At 72.5% G+C, this 17074-nt stretch carries 13 protein-coding genes and 2 pseudogenes; 5 read left to right on the top strand and 10 right to left on the bottom strand.

The genetic code is table 11. The features are described 5' to 3' along the window. Positions 1 to 78: 78 nt before the first annotated feature. From HUT10_RS06485 to HUT10_RS06455, 7 genes and pseudogenes are all read right to left on the bottom strand, one after another. Entirely contained in the window at positions 79 to 1530 is a 1452-nt protein-coding gene (locus HUT10_RS06485; protein ID WP_176170327.1) for a cell wall metabolism sensor histidine kinase WalK, read from the bottom strand. Beyond that, positions 1527 to 2219 (bottom strand): annotated as a pseudogene (locus tag HUT10_RS06480) (response regulator transcription factor). The gene HUT10_RS06485 and the pseudogene HUT10_RS06480 overlap by 4 nt, the downstream one beginning before the upstream one ends. Then, positions 2216 to 3352 carry a streptophobe family protein gene (locus HUT10_RS06475; RefSeq protein ID WP_176170326.1) on the bottom strand — a complete coding sequence of 379 codons (1137 nt, stop codon included), beginning with the start codon at positions 3350 to 3352 and terminating at the stop codon, positions 2216 to 2218. The pseudogene HUT10_RS06480 and the gene HUT10_RS06475 overlap by 4 nt, the downstream one beginning before the upstream one ends. Further along, on the bottom strand, positions 3352 to 4116 hold the full coding sequence (locus tag HUT10_RS06470; RefSeq protein WP_176170325.1) for an ABC transporter permease: 765 nt from the start codon (positions 4114 to 4116) through the stop codon (positions 3352 to 3354). Before HUT10_RS06470 ends, HUT10_RS06475 begins: the two co-directional genes overlap by 1 nt. After that, positions 4113 to 5015, bottom strand: coding sequence for an ABC transporter ATP-binding protein (locus HUT10_RS06465; protein WP_176170324.1), 903 nt, complete (start codon positions 5013 to 5015; stop codon positions 4113 to 4115). Before HUT10_RS06465 ends, HUT10_RS06470 begins: the two co-directional genes overlap by 4 nt. A gap of 179 nt (positions 5016 to 5194) precedes the next feature. Beyond that, positions 5195 to 5701 carry a dihydrofolate reductase family protein gene (locus tag HUT10_RS06460; protein ID WP_176170323.1) on the bottom strand — a complete coding sequence of 169 codons (507 nt, stop codon included), beginning with the start codon at positions 5699 to 5701 and terminating at the stop codon, positions 5195 to 5197. A gap of 30 nt (positions 5702 to 5731) precedes the next feature. Further along, positions 5732 to 6511 (bottom strand): enoyl-CoA hydratase-related protein, encoded by a 780-nt coding sequence (locus HUT10_RS06455; RefSeq protein ID WP_176170322.1) that lies wholly within the window; start codon positions 6509 to 6511, stop codon positions 5732 to 5734. A 153-nt stretch (positions 6512 to 6664) separates the two neighbouring features. On the opposite strand from HUT10_RS06455, the gene HUT10_RS06450 reads away from it, so the two are divergent. After that, positions 6665 to 9739 carry a glycoside hydrolase family 2 TIM barrel-domain containing protein gene (locus tag HUT10_RS06450; RefSeq protein WP_176170321.1) on the top strand — a complete coding sequence of 1025 codons (3075 nt, stop codon included), beginning with the start codon at positions 6665 to 6667 and terminating at the stop codon, positions 9737 to 9739. A gap of 43 nt (positions 9740 to 9782) precedes the next feature. On the opposite strand, the gene HUT10_RS06445 is transcribed toward HUT10_RS06450, so the two are convergent. Continuing rightward, on the bottom strand, positions 9783 to 10622 hold the full coding sequence (locus tag HUT10_RS06445; protein ID WP_176170320.1) for a hypothetical protein: 840 nt from the start codon (positions 10620 to 10622) through the stop codon (positions 9783 to 9785). 357 nt (positions 10623 to 10979) lie between these two features. Between HUT10_RS06445 and HUT10_RS06440 the strand changes: the two genes are divergently transcribed. From HUT10_RS06440 to HUT10_RS06425, 4 genes and pseudogenes are all read left to right on the top strand, one after another. Then, entirely contained in the window at positions 10980 to 12632 is a 1653-nt protein-coding gene (locus HUT10_RS06440; RefSeq protein ID WP_176170319.1) for an AMP-binding protein, read from the top strand. After that, positions 12632 to 13612: a phosphotriesterase gene (locus HUT10_RS06435; RefSeq protein ID WP_176170318.1), complete on the top strand. Its 981-nt coding sequence runs from the start codon at positions 12632 to 12634 to the stop codon at positions 13610 to 13612. Before HUT10_RS06440 ends, HUT10_RS06435 begins: the two co-directional genes overlap by 1 nt. A gap of 13 nt (positions 13613 to 13625) precedes the next feature. After that, positions 13626 to 14252: a TetR/AcrR family transcriptional regulator gene (locus HUT10_RS06430; protein WP_176170317.1), complete on the top strand. Its 627-nt coding sequence runs from the start codon at positions 13626 to 13628 to the stop codon at positions 14250 to 14252. 92 nt (positions 14253 to 14344) lie between these two features. Next, positions 14345 to 14489 (top strand): annotated as a pseudogene (locus tag HUT10_RS06425) (IS481 family transposase); the annotation flags it as partial. Positions 14490 to 14511: 22 nt separating this feature from the next. On the opposite strand, the gene HUT10_RS06420 reads toward HUT10_RS06425, so the two are convergent. Next, positions 14512 to 15390 (bottom strand): alpha/beta fold hydrolase, encoded by an 879-nt coding sequence (locus HUT10_RS06420; RefSeq protein ID WP_176170316.1) that lies wholly within the window; start codon positions 15388 to 15390, stop codon positions 14512 to 14514. Positions 15391 to 15528: 138 nt separating this feature from the next. After that, the gene (locus HUT10_RS06415) at positions 15529 to 17037 is read right to left on the bottom strand and encodes a hypothetical protein (RefSeq protein ID WP_176170315.1); all 1509 of its coding nucleotides are present in this window, start codon (positions 17035 to 17037) and stop codon (positions 15529 to 15531) included. Positions 17038 to 17074: the final 37 nt, after the last annotated feature.

The raw sequence follows: 17074 nt of genomic DNA, 5'->3' as shown, positions 1-17074 counted from the left end.
ACCGGACTTTTCGAGCCTAGCCGGGTGGCGCCGGTTTCGCGATGCCACGGCGCACCCGGGCCGGATCGGCCGGGGTCATCACGGAACCTCGTTCTCCGCCGACGGCAACTCGAGCCGGAAGCACGCGCCTTCCCCGACCGCGGTCTCCAGTCCGACGTCGCCGCCGTGGGCGCGGGCCAGGGAACGGGCGATCGCCAGACCCAGGCCGGCGTCCGCGCCGGGTGTCCGCGTCCGCGAGCGGTCCACCCGGTAGAAGCGGTCGAACACGCGGCTCGCCTGCTCGGCTGTCATCCCCGGGCCCTCGTCGGCCACCTCCAGCACCGCGCGGCCGGACACGGTGCCGACGCCGATGCGGACCCGGGTGCCCGGTGGGGTGTGGGCGGCCGCGTTGCCCACCAGGTTGGTCACCACCTGCCTCAGACGGGCTTCGTCGGCGTCGACCGGGGCCGGGCCGGGTGTTCCGGCGCCGCCCGGGCCGGTCAGGGACACCTCGCGGGACGGGTCGAGGGCTCGCAGGTCGTGGCGAGCGTCGCCGGCCAGGGTGCGCAGGTCCATCGGCGTCCGGTCGAGCTGCTCCTCGGGCGCTTCGTCGAGCTGGGCGAGCAGCAGCAGGTCCTCGGTGAGCGCCGTGAGCCGGGTGGCTTCACGCTCGATGCGGCGCATCGTCTCGTCCACATCGGACGGTCCGGGCAGGGCTCCCAGCCGGTAGAGTTCCGTGGAACCCTTGATGCCGAACAGCGGGGTGCGCAGCTCGTGGCTGACGTCCGAGACGAACGCCCGCATCCGCGCCTCGGACGCGGCCCGGTCGGCGAAGGCCCGCTCGAGCTGGCTCAACATGGTGTTGAGCGACGTGGCCAGGTGCCCGATCTCCGTGCCGGGCGGTGTCAGGTCCGGGACGCGCCGGGTGAGGTCGCCACCGGCGATCGCGGCCGCTGTGTGCTCGATGCGGCGCAGGGGGCGCAGGCCACGGCCGAGCGCGAACCAGCCGGCCGCGGTCAGCATGACCAGCAGCACGCCGCCGGTGACCAGGCTGCTCGTCCGCAGCTGGGCGATCGTGGCGTCGGCTTCGGCGAGCGGCGCGGCCGAAACGACCGTCCCGCCCCAGCGCACCGCCTGCCGGGCGACGGCCCGCCAGCGCTGCGACCCGTCGGCGGCGTCGAGGTCGACGGCGGTGCCGTCCGACGGCACCGCGCGCAGCGCGTCGATCGGCGGGAGCGCCGTACCGTCCACTCTCGACGAACGGAGGCCACCGGCCACCGCGCCGCCCGCGTCCAGGTACACGACGTAGGGGGTGCCGAACAGCCCGAGCGCCGGGTCGACGAGGTCGGGCCGCGCGGCCGGGTTCGCGGTCGGCGGTGGTCCCGCCGCCCGGGAGATGAGCTCGGTCATCGAGCGCAGCTGGCCGTCGAGGCGGTCGAGCTGGAAGCGCTCCAGCTGATCGGACACCAGCGTCCCGATCAGGGCCAGGCCGGCCAGGAGCAGGCCCGCGGTGAACAGCAGGAGCCGGGTCCGCAGGGAAAGCCGCCTCACCGCCGGGGCTCCCGCAGCACGTAGCCGACGCCGTGCACGGTGTGGAGCAGCTTCGGCTCCCCGGTGTCGATCTTGCGGCGCAGGTAGGAGATGTAGGTGTCGACGATGCCGGCGTCGCCGCCGAAGTCCTCACGCCACACCCGGTCGAGGATCTGCGCCTTCGAAACCACGCGCCCGGCGTTCTCCATCAGGTAGCGCAGCAACCGGAATTCCGTGGCGGACAACCGGACCGCCTGTCCTGCCCGCGTCACCTGGTGGCCCTCGGCATCGAGTGCGAGCGGGCCGACGGCGAGCACGCCCGCCGGGTGGCCCGCGGTCCGGCGGAGGATCGCGCGGATCCGCGCGATCAGCTCCGCCAGGTCGAACGGCTTCGTCACTTAGTCGTCGGCGCCGAGGGACAGGCCGGTGACCTTGTCGGACGGGCGGTCCCGCGCGGTGAGGAACAGCACCGGCACCGGCGTGCCGTGGCCCGGGTGCCGCTCGCGCAGCCGCCGGACCACTTCGAAGCCGTCCATGTCCGGCAGCATGACGTCCAGCAGCACCAGGTCGGGCGGCTCCGCCGTGGCCGCGGCGACGGCTTCGCGGGCCGTGGCCGCCGAGGTCACCCGGAAGCCGGCGAACCGCAGCGCGGCGGAGAGCAGCTCGCGGACGGTGGCCTCGTCGTCCACCACCAGCAGGCGGGACGTCATCGCTTCCATGCCCGCGAGGATACGGAGATCGCGTCGACCAGCAGGGAGCCCGTGAACCCGGCCAGCGCGCCGCCCACGAGCCCGGCCAGCAGCGCGTGCAGCGGGTTCGCCGTCAACCGCGCGGCGAAAACGGGCAGCGACAACCCGAACGCGCCGACGGTGACGTCGGCGGAAACCCGCGACAGCAGCGCCACGACGGCGAGTACGGCAGCGGTGGCCGGAGCGAACCGCGCGGTGCGTGCCGCGGCCCGGCGCAGCGGTCCGCCGGGCAGCCGGCTCCCGGCCGCGAAGGCGAGGCCGGCGCCCAGCAACACTACGGCCGCCGGCCAGAGCAGCGGCCCGCCCGGTGCGATCGGCGCGGCGGGCAGTGCGCACGCGAACCCGCCCGAGGAACTGAGCGTCCAGGGCACGCCGAGCCCTGACAGCACGGCCGCGCAGACCAGCTGGGGGAGCACCAGCAGGACGCCCCCGGCCGCCGCGGCGCCGCCGAAGGTCCAGGCCGCGGCCAGGCACACCACGGCCGAGCCGGCGGCCGGCCACCGCAGGGCCCGCGCACCGGCGGCCGCTCCGGGGAACCGGGTGACGAGCCAGCAGCACCCGATGACCACCAGTGTGCCGGCCACGGCACCCACCACCACCGGCCCGACGGCCACGGAGAAACCGGCTTCGAACCGGACGGCGAGCGGGAGACGCGCGGGACCGGCGGCGGCGGGACCGCAGCCTCCGATGCCACCCGCCGTCAAGCGGTCCGGCATCCTCAGCGGTCCCCGTGCCAGCAGGGCGATCACGGCGAGTGCCGCCGGCAGCGCCACCGCCGCCACGGCACCGCGGACGAGCACCTCGGTCCCCCGTCGCCGCCGCAGCAGCAGCGCCCCCAGCACCACAGCGCCCGTCAGGGAAACTCCCAGCGGCAGCACGTCGAGGCCGCCCCGCACGGCGACGGGGAGGCCACCGGCCGGGACCGCGCCGGCCTCGACCGAGCCGCCGGCGGCCAGCGCGACGACTGCCGCCGTCAGCGCACCGAAGTCCCCGACGCGGCCGGCGCCCAGGAGGGCCAGCCCGGCCGCGGCGACCGCCGCCATGGCGAGCACCGCGGCGGTGGCCGCCAGCAGGCCCCGGCCCACTTCCCGCATCACACGTCCCGGCGGTGGAAGACCACGAACGCCACGGCCAGCACGGCGGCAACGCCGGCGCACATCCCGGCCAGGTTCAGCCACGGGTGCGGGAAGTCCGGGTCGGGCACCGTCTTCAGGACCGCGGACGCGCCGAGTGTCGGCCAGTACAGGAAGAGGTCCCGCAGCCACGCCGGGAAGAGGCCGGCGAGGGCGGGAACCAGGAAGACGATCCCGACCAGGGTGGCCAGCGCGCCCGCGGTGGCGCGCATGATCGTGCCGAGCCCGGCCGCCAGCAGCGCGATCGCCGCGAGGTAGACCCCGCCGCCGGTCACGGCGGAGAGCACGCCCGGATCGCCGATCCCGGCGTGCGGAAGGCCGTGGGCGGCGAGGACGGCCTGGCCGAGCCCGAAGGCGGCGAACATCAGCACCTGGCCGGACAGCAGAGCGATCGCCACCGCCACGACCAGCTTGGCCGCCAGCAGCCGGTGCCGGCGCGGGGTGGCCAGCAGCGACGTCTGCATCAGGCCGGTCGCGTGCTCGCCCGTGACGACCAGGATGCCGAGCACCCCCAGGATCAGTTGCGCGACGACGTACGACGTCAGGCTGCGGTTGGTCGGATCCCACGGCTCGTCGCCGGGGTAGTCCTTCGCGGCGGCGTTGAGGGCGAGGGCGGTGATGCCGAGCCCGGCCGCGAACAGGCACGCCAGGGTGTACCAGGTGGAGCGCAGGCTGCGCAGCTTGACCCACTCCGCGCGGACGGAACGGGTGAACGGCACGCTCATCCGGCACTCTCCTGGTAATCGACGCTGTCCTTGGTCAGCTCCATGAAGGCGTCCTCGAGCGAGACGCGCTGCGGGGTGAGCTCGGCGAGCGCGACGCCGTGGTAGGCCGCCAGCTTGCCGATCTCCACGCTCGTCATGCCCGACACGACGAGCGCGGCCTCGGTCCCTTCCCGCACGGCCGCCCCGGCGGTGACCAGCAGCCGCGCGAAGCCCGGCTCGGGCGTGCGGACCAGCACGGTGCCCTCGCCACGCACGAGCTCGCGCACGGCGGTGTCGGCGACGAGCCGCCCCCGTCCGATGACGACCAGGTGGTCGGCGGTCTGTGCCATCTCGCCCATCAGGTGGCTGGACACCAGCACCGCCCGGCCCTCGGCGGCGAGGGAGCGCATGAGGCCCCGGATCCAGCGGATGCCTTCGGGGTCGAGTCCGTTCACCGGCTCGTCGAAGATCAGCACCCGCGGGTCGCCGAGCAGCGCCGCGGCGATGCCGAGCCGCTGCCGCATGCCGAGCGAGAACCCGCCTGCCCGCTTGCCCGCCACGCCGTCCAGCCCGGTCCGGGCGAGCACCTCGCCGACCCGGCGCCGGGGGAGGCCGTTGCTCACCGCGAGGGCCAGCAGGTGGTCGGCGGCCTTCCGGCCGCCGTGCACGGCACCCGCGTCGAGCAACGCGCCCACCTCGGTGAGCGGCACCGGGAGGTCCCGGTAGCGCCGCCCGCCGACGGTGACCGAGCCCCGCGTCGGCGCGGCCAGGCCCACGATCATCTTCATGGTCGTGGACTTGCCGGCGCCGTTGGGCCCGAGGAACCCGGTCACCTGCCCGGGTGCGACGGTGAACGACAGGTCGTCCACCACGGTGTCGGGCCCGTACCGCTTGGTCAGGCCCCGGATTTCGATCGTCATGCGGCGAGCGTGGCCGACCCGCCTGGCCGGTTCCTGGGAGTTCCTGGGAGATCTCTGAGAGTCCGGCGGTCAGTGGCGGTACCGGCGGGGGACCACTCGGGAAATCGCAACCCTGCGGCGAGCACCCGAACGCCGGGCACCGCGCCGGAGCAGGCGAATCGACGAATTCCGCCGGCTCGTCAGTACTCGATGCGGTACCAGGAAGGTCCCACCGGGGAAAGGCGGACCGGCGGGCCGGTCCGCGAGAAGACCCGCACCCCGCTCCCGAGCAGCACCGGCACCGGCAACGCCAGGATCTCGTCCAGCACGCCGGCCTCCAGGCACTGCCGGGCCACCTCCGCCCCGAGCACGTTGACGTACTTGTCGCCGGCCGCCGCCTTCGCCGTGGACACCGCCGTTGCCAGGTCGGCGGCGAACGTCACGCCGGGGACCGGGCCGGGCGCGCGGTGGGTCAGCACCACCTGCGGCCCCTCCCAGCCGCCGCCGAACGCCTTCCCTTCACCCGGGCCGCCCTTGTGCGGGTCGTCGCCGTCGAAGGTGCGGCGGCCCACCAGCAGCGCGCCGATGCGGGGGAGGAGGTCCGCCGGCGGTGGCCCCAGGAACGGGGTCAACCAGGACATGTCGCCGCCCGGGCCGGCGATGAACCCGTCGATCGAGCAGCTGAACGCGTAGAGCAACTTGGCCATACCGGTACTGACGGCCGCGGCGCCGAGAACTCATCGGTGGGGTGGGAACCGCGGTGCACGGCGCTCGTTCCAGCTGGCCAGCCCCTCGGCCAGCTCGGGATGACCGAACGACTCGAGCATCAGCGCGGCCGCCTCGCGAGCCGCCTCGGGCAGCGGCAGCAGCGCTTCCCGGGCGAACTGCTCCTTCATCACCGCCATCGACCGCGGAGCGCTGTAGGTCGCCAGCTCGGTCGCGTACGCGTGGGCGTGCCCGGCCAGGTCCCCGGCCGGGACCACCTCCTGGACCAGGCCGTACTCCAGCGCCTGCTCCGCGGTGAACGTCCGCCCCGACAGCAGCAGGTCGCGGGCCCGGCCCCGGCCGACGAGCTCCGGGAGCAGCTTCGCGATGCCGTATTCGGCGATCAGGCCCCGGCGGGCGAACGCCGTGGTGAACTTCGCACCCGCGGCCGCGAACCGGACGTCCGCCGAACACGCGATGACGAACCCCAGGCCGGCGCAGCCGCCGTTGATCGCCGCCACCACCGGGACGCCCACCGTGGTCGCCGCCAGCACGTCGCGGACGTTGCCCTCGGCCGGCGGCCGGGAGGCGACCGTTTCCAGCAGGCCCAGGTCGGCGCCGGGGCAGAAGGCCCGGCCGGCCCCGGTGACGACCACCGCGCGGACGTCCGGATCCGCGTCCGCCTGCCGCAGCAGAGCGCCGTAGCGAGCCTGCATCGGGATGTCCATCGCGTTGCTGCGGTCCGGCCTGTCGAAGGTGCACGTCGCGACCGCGCCGTCCGCCTCGTACCGCACTCCATCCACTGTGGACATAACCGCCTCCTTGGGGTCGGCACCATACTAAGCGGTCGCTTGGCTCAGCGGAAGTGGCCGGGTTCGAAATTATCGAACCCGTTGGCCGTCCGGAAACTCCTGTGCCATAGTGCTTTCCGCCCGCACATCGCCGCGCTGGAAGGGGCTCACCCGATGTCGGAAGAAGAGCCGAGCGGTCTCCGCAGACGGGTCGTGCTGGGTGGGGCCGGCGCCGTCGTCGCCACGGCGGCCGTCGTGCCGGTCGCGCGGGCCGCCGAAGCGATCGCGCCGCCGGCCGCAGCGCGAGAAAGCGATTTCACGACCGGTTGGCGGTTCGCACTGGCCAATCCCGACGGCATCACCGATCCCGGTGGCCGCTTCGCCGACGCGGCGAAGCCCGGTTTCGACGACTCGACGTGGCAGGTCGTCGACGTCCCGCACGACTGGAGCATCGAGCTCCCGCCGACGGGGCAGGGCACCGACAGCGGTTCCGGCTTCTTCCGCGGCGGCCTCGGCTGGTACCGCAAGGCGTTCACGCTGCCGCCGTCGCTCGCCGGCCGTCGGGTGTCGGTGGAGTTCGACGGCGTCTATTCGGATGCCCACGTGTACCTGAACGGCGAGCTGCTCGGCCACCACCCGTACGCCTACACCGGGTTCGCCTTCGACCTCACCGCGGCGCTGCACACCGACGGGCGGACGCCGGACGTGCTCGCCGTGCGGGCGGCGAACCCGCTGCCGAGCAGCCGCTGGTACTCCGGCAGCGGGATCTTCCGCCGCGTCCGGCTGGTCGTCACCGACCCGGTGCACATCGTCCGGCACGGCACCTTCGTCACCACGCCGGACATCGCGGCCGGCCGGGGCACCGTGCGGGTGGTCACCGACGTCGCCAACGACTCCGGCGCCGCGGTCACCGCCGAGGTGCGCACGACGGTCACCGACCCGGCGGGCCGCGCGGTGGCGACCGGCGTGACGAGCGTGGCGGTCCCCGCCGGTGGGACGGCGAAGGCGACGACCACGCCGCGGGTCGAGCGACCGCAGCTGTGGTCGACGAGCGCACCCCGGCTGTACCGGCTGCGCACCGAGGTCGTCGTGGGCGGCCGCGTGCTCGACACCACCACGGTCGACTTCGGCTTCCGCCACGCCGAATTCCACCCGGACAACGGCTTTTCGCTCAACGGCGAGCCGATGAAGCTGCGTGGGGTCAACCTGCACGCGAGCCAGGGTGCGCTGGGTGCGGTGATCGACCCGGCCGCGCTGGAGCACCAGCTGCGCCTGATGCTCGCGATGGGCGTCAACGCGGTGCGGACCGCGCACAACCCGCCGGACCCGCAGCTGGTGACGGTCTGCGAGCGGCTCGGCATCCTCCTGATGGTCGAGGCGTTCGACTGCTGGCGGACCGGCAAGCTCGCCTACGACTACCACCGTGACTTCGACGAGTGGAGCGGGCGCGACATCGCCGAAATGGTGCACGCGGCCAAGAACTCGCCCGCGGTGGTGCTGTGGTCGATCGGCAACGAGGTGCCGGACGCGTCGATGGCGGGCGGCCCGGAGATCGCGGCGGGACTGATCGCCGCCGTCCGGGCGATCGATCCGACCCGGCCGGTCGTCATGGGCACCGACCGCTACCGCAGTGTGCCCGCGCCGGGCTCGCCGCAGGACCTCATCCTGCAGCAGCTCGACGGCCTCGGCGTCAACTACAACAACGCCGAGTCCGTCGACGGGCTGCACCAGCGGTACCCGGGCAAGTTCTTCTTCGAGTCGGAGACGTCGTCGGAGACCTCGACGCGCGGGTTCTACCAGGAACCGGAGCTGCTCAACACCGGTGAGAACCACACCCCGGGCAAGCGGGCGACGTCCTCCTACGACAACAACCTGGCCCCGTGGACGCTGAGCGGCGAGTACTCGCTGAAGAAGGACCGCGACCGGAAGTACTGCCAGGGCCAGTTCCTCTGGGCCGGGCAGGACTACCTCGGCGAACCGACCCCGTACGACGTCTTCCCGGTCAAGACGTCCTTCTTCGGCGCGGTCGACAGCGCCGGCCTGCCCAAGGACGCCTTCCACCTGTTCCGCAGCCAGTGGACGACCGCGCCGATGGTGCACCTGACCCCGATGGACTGGACGAACCACCGGCCCGGCGAGCCCGTCGCGGTCTGGGTCTACTCCACCGTGGACACCGTGGAGCTGGTGCTCAACGGGAAGTCGCTCGGCGTGCGGAAGTTCGACCGCAAGACCACAGTGGACGGACGGCGGTACCTGGAGACGAGCGAACCGGCCGGTGACGACAAGAACGCTCCATCCGGCAGCTACACCAGCCCGAACGGCGGCACCGGCAAGCTGCACCTGACCTGGACCGTGCCGTTCGCACCCGGCACGCTGACCGCGATCGCCCGCGCGGGCGGCCGTGAGGTGGCGCGAGACGAGCTGGTCACGGCCGGCCCGCCGCGCGCGGTCAGGCTCGGCGTCGACGCGCCCGGTGGCGGGGTGGTGGCCGGCGCGATGACGTTCGTGACGGCTTCGGTGGTGGACGCCAACGGGGTCGTCGTGCCCGGCGCCGAACCGGTGTTGCGGTTCACCGTCGCCGGGCCCGGCCGGGTCGCCGGGGTCGACAACGGACGGCAGGAACTCGCCCAGGGGTACCAGCAGCCCACGATCCCGGCGTTCCACGGGCTGGCCGTGGCCGTGATCGCGGCGACCGGCGGGCGCGGCCCGATCACGGTCACCGCGAGCGCGCCGGGCCTGGCACCGGGGAAGCTGACCTTCCCCGGCACGCCGCTCGGGCAGCGCCACGGCCCGGGAGCGCGCGCGGTCGAGGTCGTCCCCATCCCGGTCGTCTCGACCGCGGACGCGAGCTACTCGGGCGCACCGGACACGCTGCCGTCGGCGATGCTGGACGGGAACCCGGCCACCGGCTGGTCGAACCACTACTCGAAGCCGGCGACGGCGACGCTGAACGCGGTGAGCAGGCCCCGGGCCGAGGACTGGGTGTCACTCGCCTGGCCGTCGGCCCAGCGGATCGCGGCCGTGACGGCGAACTTCGTGGTGGACGCCAAGCTCGCGCTGCCGGTCGCGGTCGAGGTCGCGTACCGCACGGCCCGGGGCTTCGAGCCGGTGCGGAACCTGCGGATCACGTGGGGGACCGGCTCGAACGACCCGACGTCGTTCGCATTCGACCCGGTCGTCACCACGCAGGTGCGGGTGACGATGACCGCGCGGGGTTTCCTGCGGATCAGCGCGCTGCTGGCCCGGTGAGACGCGGGTCCGGCGGGGCGCACCCCCCGCCGGACCCGGGCGGTCACCGGCTGCAGGGCGCGAGTGCGTCGAGGCCCTGCGGCTTGGCCGCGGTGCGGCCGATGGCGGTGGCGATCCGGTTGATCGTCGCCACCCGCTTGTCCTCGAGCGGGCCGAGGATGGCGTTCTGGACGAAGTCGGGGCCGCCCTGGCCGACGGTCGTGCGCAGGCGGTTGTTGGCTTCGTCGATCTGGGTGTTCAGCAGCTCGAGGTTGCGGGTCACCTCCGCTTGGGCCTGGGCGGGGATGGCTGGGAGCTTGCTCGCCACGTCGGGGCAGGAGATCTGGCCGACCCCGGCGTTGCCGGTGTTCCCGTTCTGGCCGCTGTTGCCGGTGTTCCCGGTGTTGCCGCTCTGGCCGCCGTTGCCGGTGCCCTGGGCCGGTGCCGGAGCGCCGGCCTGGCCGCCCACCGAGCAGGTGGCCAGGCTGTCGAGGCCCTGCGGCTTCTCGGCCCGGCGCCCGATCGAGATGGCGATGCGGTCGATCGTGGACTTCCGCTTGTCCGCCAGCGGGCCGAGGATGGCGTTCTGGACGAAGTTGGGGCCGCCCTGGCCGACGGTCGTGCGCAGGCGGTTGTTGGCTTCGTCGATCTGGGTGTTCAGCAGCTCGAGGTTGCGCTGCACCTCGGCCTGGGCTTGCGCCGGGATGGCCGGGAGCTTGCTCGCCACGTCGGGACAGCTGATCTGGCCGACGGCGGCCTGGCCGCCCGAGGCGGCGTTGGCGGCGCCGGGGTCGCCGAAGGTCGTGGCGACCGCCAGCGCCCCGCCCGCGATCGCGAGGGCGAAGGCCCCGGTCGCGATCTTCGTCCGCCGGGACAGGCGGTGTCGTCCACCGGAAGCAGGCATGAATGACTCCGTTTTCGTGCGTTGGTTAGCGTGAACATATGGGTACTCCGCCGCGTTCGGGGGATACGGCGGGGTTATCTGATGGGGCGGTCCAAGCTGGTCGCCGACGACCATGGTGGCGGGTGGACCTGGGGTTTGTCCAGTGTGACCGGTGCGAAAAAGAAGAGCTGAACCAATTCGAACCGTGGTACGTGTACCCCTGTGACGGCGGCTTCTGGCCGCGTTGTTCTGTCGTTGTTTTCGCGCACAGGAATTGTCGTGCGCAATTTCGGCGTACCCGTGCGGGACTTGACGCGGGCCGCCGCCGCCTCCTAGCGTCGGCATACCGACCGGTCGGTGTCCAAAGGAGGTCACTGGATGAGCTGGTACGACGCGAAGCCCTGGCTCGCGAGCTACGACGAACGGGTCCGGGCCGCGGAGCCGGTGCGCCGGACGACGCTGCCCGAGTCGTTCCGCCGGGCCGTGGACCACGTCCCGGACCGGGTCGCGATCGCGTACTTCGACGGGCGGCTGAGCTACCGCCAGGTCGACGAGCTCTCCGACGGCGTCGCCCGGTACCTGGCGGCACACGGCTTCGCCCGCGGCGACCGGCTCGCCCTGGTGCTGCAGAACATCCCCCAGTTCGTGATCGCCCTGCTCGGCGCCTGGAAAGCGGGCGGGATCGTGGTGCCGGTCAACCCGATGTACCGCGAACGCGAGCTCACGCACGTGTTCACCGACGCCGGCGTGAAAGCGGTCGTCTGCTCGCAGCGCGGCTGGAACGCCTACATCGGCGAGACGGCGGCCGCGAACGGCGTCGGCATCGGGCTCACCACCAGCGAACTCGAGTTCCAGACCCGCGACGACGAGCGCGTACTGGCCAAGGTCGAGCCGGAGGCGACCCCGGGCGCGACCGAGCTGCTGGAAGCCGCGGCGACCCCGGGGCCGAAGCCGCCGGAACCGGCGTTCGCCCTCGACGACACCGCGCTGATCAGCTACACCTCCGGCACCAGCGGCACGCCGAAGGGCGCCACCAACACCCACGGCAACGTCGGCACCAACGCCGCCGCGCTCGGCTCGTTCAGCGGCCTGCCCGCCGGGTCGACGCTGTTCGGGCTCGCGCCGCTGTTCCACATCACCGGCATGGTGTGCGAGCTCGGGTCCGCGATCGACATCGAGGGCACCCTCGCCCTGGCCTACCGCTTCGAACCCGGTGTCGTGCTCGACGCCTTCCTCGAGCACCAGCCGTCGTACACGGTCGGGCCGTCCACGGCCTACATGGCGCTGATGGCGCACCCGTCGTTCAGCCGCGAGCACTTCGCCTCGTTCGCGCTGCTGTACTCCGGCGGCGCCGCCCTGCCGCCCGCGGTCGTCGAGGCCTTCCGGGCGAAGACCGGGCACTACATCCACAACGGCTACGGCCTCACCGAGACCACGGCGGGCTGCGTCGTCGTCCCCGGCACCCTCGAAGCGCCGATCGACCCGGACTCCGGCACGATCTCGATCGGCCTGCCGGTCCCGGACACGATCGTCCGGATCCTCGGGGAGAACGGCGAGGAACTGCCGCCCGGCCAGGCGGGCGAGATCGCCGTCGAGGGCCCGATGGTCGTTTCGGGCTACTGGAACCGCCCGGACGCCACCGCCGAAGCGCTGCCCGGCGGGCGGCTGCTCACCGGCGACATCGGGTTCATGGACGAACGCGGCTGGGTCTACGTCGTGGACCGCAAGAAGGACATGATCAACGCGTCCGGCTTCAAGGTCTGGCCGCGCGAGGTCGAAGACGTGCTGTACACGCACCCGGCGGTGCGGGAAGCCGCCGTCGTCGGGATCGCGGACGAGTACCGCGGCGAGACGGTGAAGGCGTACGTCAGCCCGGCGCCGGGGGCGACCGCCGATCCCGCGGAACTGGTCGCCTGGTGCAAGGAACGGCTCGCCGCCTACAAGTACCCGCGCACCGTCGAGGTCCTCGACGAGCTCCCGAAGACCACCAGCGGCAAGATCCTGCGCCGCGAGCTGCGGGCGCGTGGCTGATGGTCGAAACGGTCCGCGGCGCGATCGCGCCGGAGGCGCTGGGCCGGGTGCTCATGCACGAGCACCTCTTCGTGCTGAGCCCGGAATTCGCCGACAACTACCCGGAGCACGAAGGGTTCCGCGAGGACGAGCACGTCCCGGAAGCGATCCGGCGCCTGAAGGAGCTCAAGGAAGCCGGCATCGACACGATCGTCGACCCGACGGTGATCGGCCTGGGCCGCTACATCCCGCGCGTGCAACGGGTCGCGGCCGAGGTCGACGTCAACATCGTCGTCGCCACCGGGCTGTACACGTACAACGATGTGCCGCACTACCTGCACTTCCGCGGGCCGGGAACGCTGCTGCAGGGCGAGGACCCGCTGGTCGGGATGTTCGTCGGGGACATCCGGGACGGCATCACCGGCACCGGTGTCAAGGCCGGCCTGCTCAAGTGCGCCACCGACGAACCGGGGGTGACCCCGGGCGTCGAGCGCGTGCTGCGCGCGGTGGCGCAGGCCCACGTCGAAACGGGTGCGCCGATCATGACGCACACGCACGCCGGCACCCGGCGCGGGCTGGAGCAGCAGGAGATCTTCGCGGCCGAAGGCGTCGACCTGACCCGGGTGCTGATCGGGCACTCGGGCGACTCGGCGGACCTGGGCTACCTGACCGAGCTCGCGGACTCCGGTTCGCTGCTGGGGATGGACCGGTTCGGCCTGGACCTGCTGCTGCCGTTCGAGGAGCGGGTGAACACGGTGGCCGCGCTGTGCGAACGCGGGTACGCGGGCAGCATGGTGCTCTCGCACGACGCGTCCTGCTACATCGACTGGCTGCCCGCGGCGCAGCTGCCGGTGATCGCGCCGAACTGGCACTACCTGCACATCACCCGGGACGTGCTGCCGGCGCTGCGGGAGCGCGGGGTGTCCGAAGCGGACATCACGACGATGCTCGTGGACAACCCGCGGCGGTTCCTGTCGTGGCGTTATCCTGGTGCGTCCTGAGAGGGGGTCCTGCGTGACTCGAGCAAGCACCCGCAAGCCGGGCGAGGCCACCGGCGACGACCAGGCCGCCGTGCCCCGGCGGTTGCTGGAGCACGCCACGAAGCTGTTCGCCAAGAAGGGCTTCGACCGCACATCGGTCCAGGAGATCGTCGAGGCGGCGGGCGTCACCAAGGGCGCGATGTACCACTACTTCGGCTCGAAGGACGACCTGCTGTACGAGATCTACGCGCGCGTCCTGCGCGAGCAGACCAGGCAGCTGGAGAGCGTGGCGTCTTCGGGTGCCCCGCTGCGCGAGCGCCTCGCGGCGGCGGCGTCCGACGTGGTGGTGTCGAGCATCGACAACCTCGACGACAACACGATCTTCCTGCAGTCGATGCACCAGCTGTCCCCGGACAAGCAGAAGGCGGTCCGCGCGGAGCGGCGCAAGTACCACGAGCGCTTCCGCGGGCTGGTCGAGGAGGGGCAGGCATCGGGGGAGTTCCGCACCGACAAGCCGGCCGACGTGGTGGTGGACTTCTTCTTCGGGTCGGTGCACCACCTGGGGTCCTGGTACCGGCGGAGCGGCTCGCTGACGGCCCGGCAGATCGGGGACCACTACGCGGACCTGCTGCTGGACGCACTGCGCCCGCCGGCGGCCTAGCGGTTCGGTCCGGAGAGGGCAGCGGTCGTGGGGCCACGCGATCGGATGCTCTGGCGGTAGGGAAGCGAGTCTCGCCTACGCACACCTATGGCTTGGCCGGGAGACTGCGCGTGGCTCGCTGTTTCGTTGCCGAGGGCCCGGCCGCCACGGCAAGCCGCGGAACGGTTCCCGGAGTCGGTCTCGACCGCCGCGCGATGGGCCTCCCGTTACCGCGCGCTCGGCGAAGCCGGCATGGCCGGCCCGAACCGCTCACAGGGGCCTAGTGGCGCTGGACGTGGTCGAGCAGCAGGGCGCTCACCTCGTCCGGCACCTCCATCGCCATCCACTGGCTGGCGCCCTCGATGATCTGGAAGCGGTACTCCGCGTCGATGTGGTGGACCGTCTGCTCCGCCGCGCTCTGGCCGAGGTACGGGTCCTCGCGGCCCCACAGGTACAGGGTCGGGACCTTGATGCGGCCCGCCGGGATGTCGAACTCGTCGTTCGTCGCTCCGCGGTACCAGTTCAGCGTTGCCGTCAGTGCGCCCGGTTCGGAAAGGCGGGTCACCGTGCCCTCGACGACCGCTTCCGGAATGCGGCGGCTGTAAACAGCCCGTAATTGCGCGGCTTCGTCGCGTAAGAGGTATTTCTCGGCTTTGCCGTCCGCGCGGCGGAAGAAGCGGATGTAGCCCAGGTCGTGGAACTGGCCGTCGTCGGTGGCCATTGCCCGCTGGAGGGCCGAGGGGTGGGGTGTCGAGAGCACCGTCAGTGACCGGAGGCGGTCGGGGCGGGCCGCCGCGAGGGCCCACGCCACCATGCCGCCCCAGTCGCGGGCCACCAGGTGGAAGCGGTCCGCGCCCTGGTCGTCGGCGAACGCCAAGGCGTCCCCGACCAGGTGGTCCAGCGTGTAGTGCGCGACGCCGTCCGGGCGAGCGCCCGCCGCGAACCCCCGCTGGTCGACGGCCAGCGCGCGATAGCCCGCCTCGCCGAGCGCGTGCAGCTGCTCGGTCCAGGCGTCGGCGAACTCGGGCCAGCCGTGCAGCAGGAGGACCAGTTCACCCGACGCGGGCCCGGCCGCGAGCGCGCTGTGGCGGTGATCGCCCACGGTGACGGTCAGTCGCTCCAGCGCGCCGGGATCGGCCGGCGCGACGGCTGTTTCCATGGCGCACAGGTTAGATCCGGCGGACGGCGAGAACCATGGGAAGAAGGGCATTTTTGTCACCCTTTTACCCGTGCCGTGGCGTGGCTCACAAAGTTCTCGCTCAGATGAGCGAAAATCCGGAAGAAAACTGAAGGATCTTCACGAATTCTGGCTCAGGCGTTGCAGGTCCACCACGGCCTTGTCGAACGTGAAGACGTCGGCCGGGAGGTTCTTCGCGGCCGCGCCGCCGGTCAGCAGCGAGACGTAACAGCCGTAGTCGATGGCGTACCCGTCGTACAGCCGTCCCGGGCGGCGCGGGTCGACCACGCCGCGTCGGAGGATGTGGAGCAGCCGCGCATCGCAGAGGGTGCCGATCGCCGCCGTGCGGTCGCGGGTGGGCAGCAGGAACGTCCGGCTCCGGCGCCGCCCGACCACCTCGTCGACCAGCAGGCCGAGCACGCGGTCGGCGTCCTCGTCCCGGCTCAGCACGGACTGCTTGTCCCGCAGGTACCAGTCCCGGGCCGCCCGGCGCACGTGCGCCTGGGTGATCTTCTCGCCGTGGGCGTGCTGGGCGGCCAGCGCCGCGATGTTGATCGCGTCGCGCGGGACGCCCTCGGCGGCCCGGACGAGCTCGGGGAACGCCGCGCCGTGGAAGGTGGCGTCGACGAAGTCGGCGGGCTCCTCCGTCCGCAGCATCGCACCGAGGACCGGCCGGACGTGGTTGCCGAACAGCTGCCGGAAGAACGCCTGGGCCTCCTCCGGCGACTGGTCGAAGACGAGGGCGTCGTCGAGGCTGACCGCGGACGCCGCGTCCGAGCCGACCTCGATGCCGAGGTAGTCGTCGTCGAGGGTGGCGGAGAAGCGGGCCCGGTGCTCGATCGCGGCGATCTTGACCGTGATCCCGTGGACGGGCAGCACGCTGCGGCGCAGCAGGTCCGCCAGGAACGGCTGCAGGTCGGCGGGCACACTGCTCCACTCGTCGAGCAACAGCCACAGGCGAGCGGGCCGGATGCCGTCGGCCACGGCCTGCACGGCCCGGCTCAGCGGGCCGAAGAGCACCCGGTGCTGCTCGACGCCGGTGCGTTTCCGGCGGTTCGACGCCGCCGCCGTGCTCCGGTGCCGCGCGCCGGCTCTGGCTCCGCCTTTCGGCGCCACCGACAGTTCCGCCGAGTATTCCCGTTCCACGCTGCCGCCGAATGTCTGCTCCTGTTCGGTTTCGCCGACGACCTCCACTTCGGTGGCGGCCGAAACCAGGGCGTCGAGACCGCGCAGCAAAGCGTCCTGGTCCGTGGAACTGCTTTCGGCGGCGAAGGCGAAAAGCCGGTCGTGCACGGCTTCGAGGGTGTCCACCAGCAATTGCGTGCCGCGCTGGGCGGGGCTCAACGCGGTGTTGGCGTACAGGCCGCCCGTGGACCCGATCGTCCGCAGGTCGAGGTAGATCGGGATGTCGCCGGTGCGCTCGACGAGTTCGTGCAGGTGCAGCAGGGCGTGCGTCTTGCCGGTGCCGCGGCGCCCGAACAGGATCTGGTGGTCGGCGGAATTGATCATCGCGGAAAGCGAGCCGGCGGCGACGTAGGTGGCGGCCAGCGTCGAACGGTCGGCGCTTTCGGCCCGCCGGGGAATGCGCATCAGTGCCTGGTTGAGGTGCATCTGGATGGCCTGCGCCATGCCGACCTCCCGGCTGTCCGCGTCACCGCAAGCGCCA

This window comes from Amycolatopsis sp. Hca4, from assembly GCF_013364075.1.
Taxonomy (GTDB): domain Bacteria; phylum Actinomycetota; class Actinomycetes; order Mycobacteriales; family Pseudonocardiaceae; genus Amycolatopsis.
Note: the sequence above shows the minus strand (reverse complement) of the source record. Positions and strands in the feature narration are given on the sequence as shown.

Excerpts from the sequence above, each read along its gene's own strand:
- HUT10_RS06475 (WP_176170326.1), bottom strand. The coding sequence starts at position 3,352 with ATGCGGGAAGTGGGCCGGGGCCTGCTGGCGGCCACCGCCGCGGTGCTC.
- HUT10_RS06470 (WP_176170325.1), bottom strand. The coding sequence starts at position 4,116 with ATGAGCGTGCCGTTCACCCGTTCCGTCCGCGCGGAGTGGGTCAAGCTG.
- HUT10_RS06465 (WP_176170324.1), bottom strand. The coding sequence starts at position 5,015 with ATGACGATCGAAATCCGGGGCCTGACCAAGCGGTACGGGCCCGACACC.
- HUT10_RS06460 (WP_176170323.1), bottom strand. The coding sequence starts at position 5,701 with ATGGCCAAGTTGCTCTACGCGTTCAGCTGCTCGATCGACGGGTTCATC.
- HUT10_RS06455 (WP_176170322.1), bottom strand. The coding sequence starts at position 6,511 with ATGTCCACAGTGGATGGAGTGCGGTACGAGGCGGACGGCGCGGTCGCG.
- HUT10_RS06450 (WP_176170321.1), top strand. The coding sequence starts at position 6,665 with ATGTCGGAAGAAGAGCCGAGCGGTCTCCGCAGACGGGTCGTGCTGGGT.
- HUT10_RS06445 (WP_176170320.1), bottom strand. The coding sequence starts at position 10,622 with ATGCCTGCTTCCGGTGGACGACACCGCCTGTCCCGGCGGACGAAGATC.
- HUT10_RS06440 (WP_176170319.1), top strand. The coding sequence starts at position 10,980 with ATGAGCTGGTACGACGCGAAGCCCTGGCTCGCGAGCTACGACGAACGG.
- HUT10_RS06435 (WP_176170318.1), top strand. The coding sequence starts at position 12,632 with ATGGTCGAAACGGTCCGCGGCGCGATCGCGCCGGAGGCGCTGGGCCGG.
- HUT10_RS06420 (WP_176170316.1), bottom strand. The coding sequence starts at position 15,390 with ATGGAAACAGCCGTCGCGCCGGCCGATCCCGGCGCGCTGGAGCGACTG.
- HUT10_RS06415 (WP_176170315.1), bottom strand. The coding sequence starts at position 17,037 with ATGGCGCAGGCCATCCAGATGCACCTCAACCAGGCACTGATGCGCATT.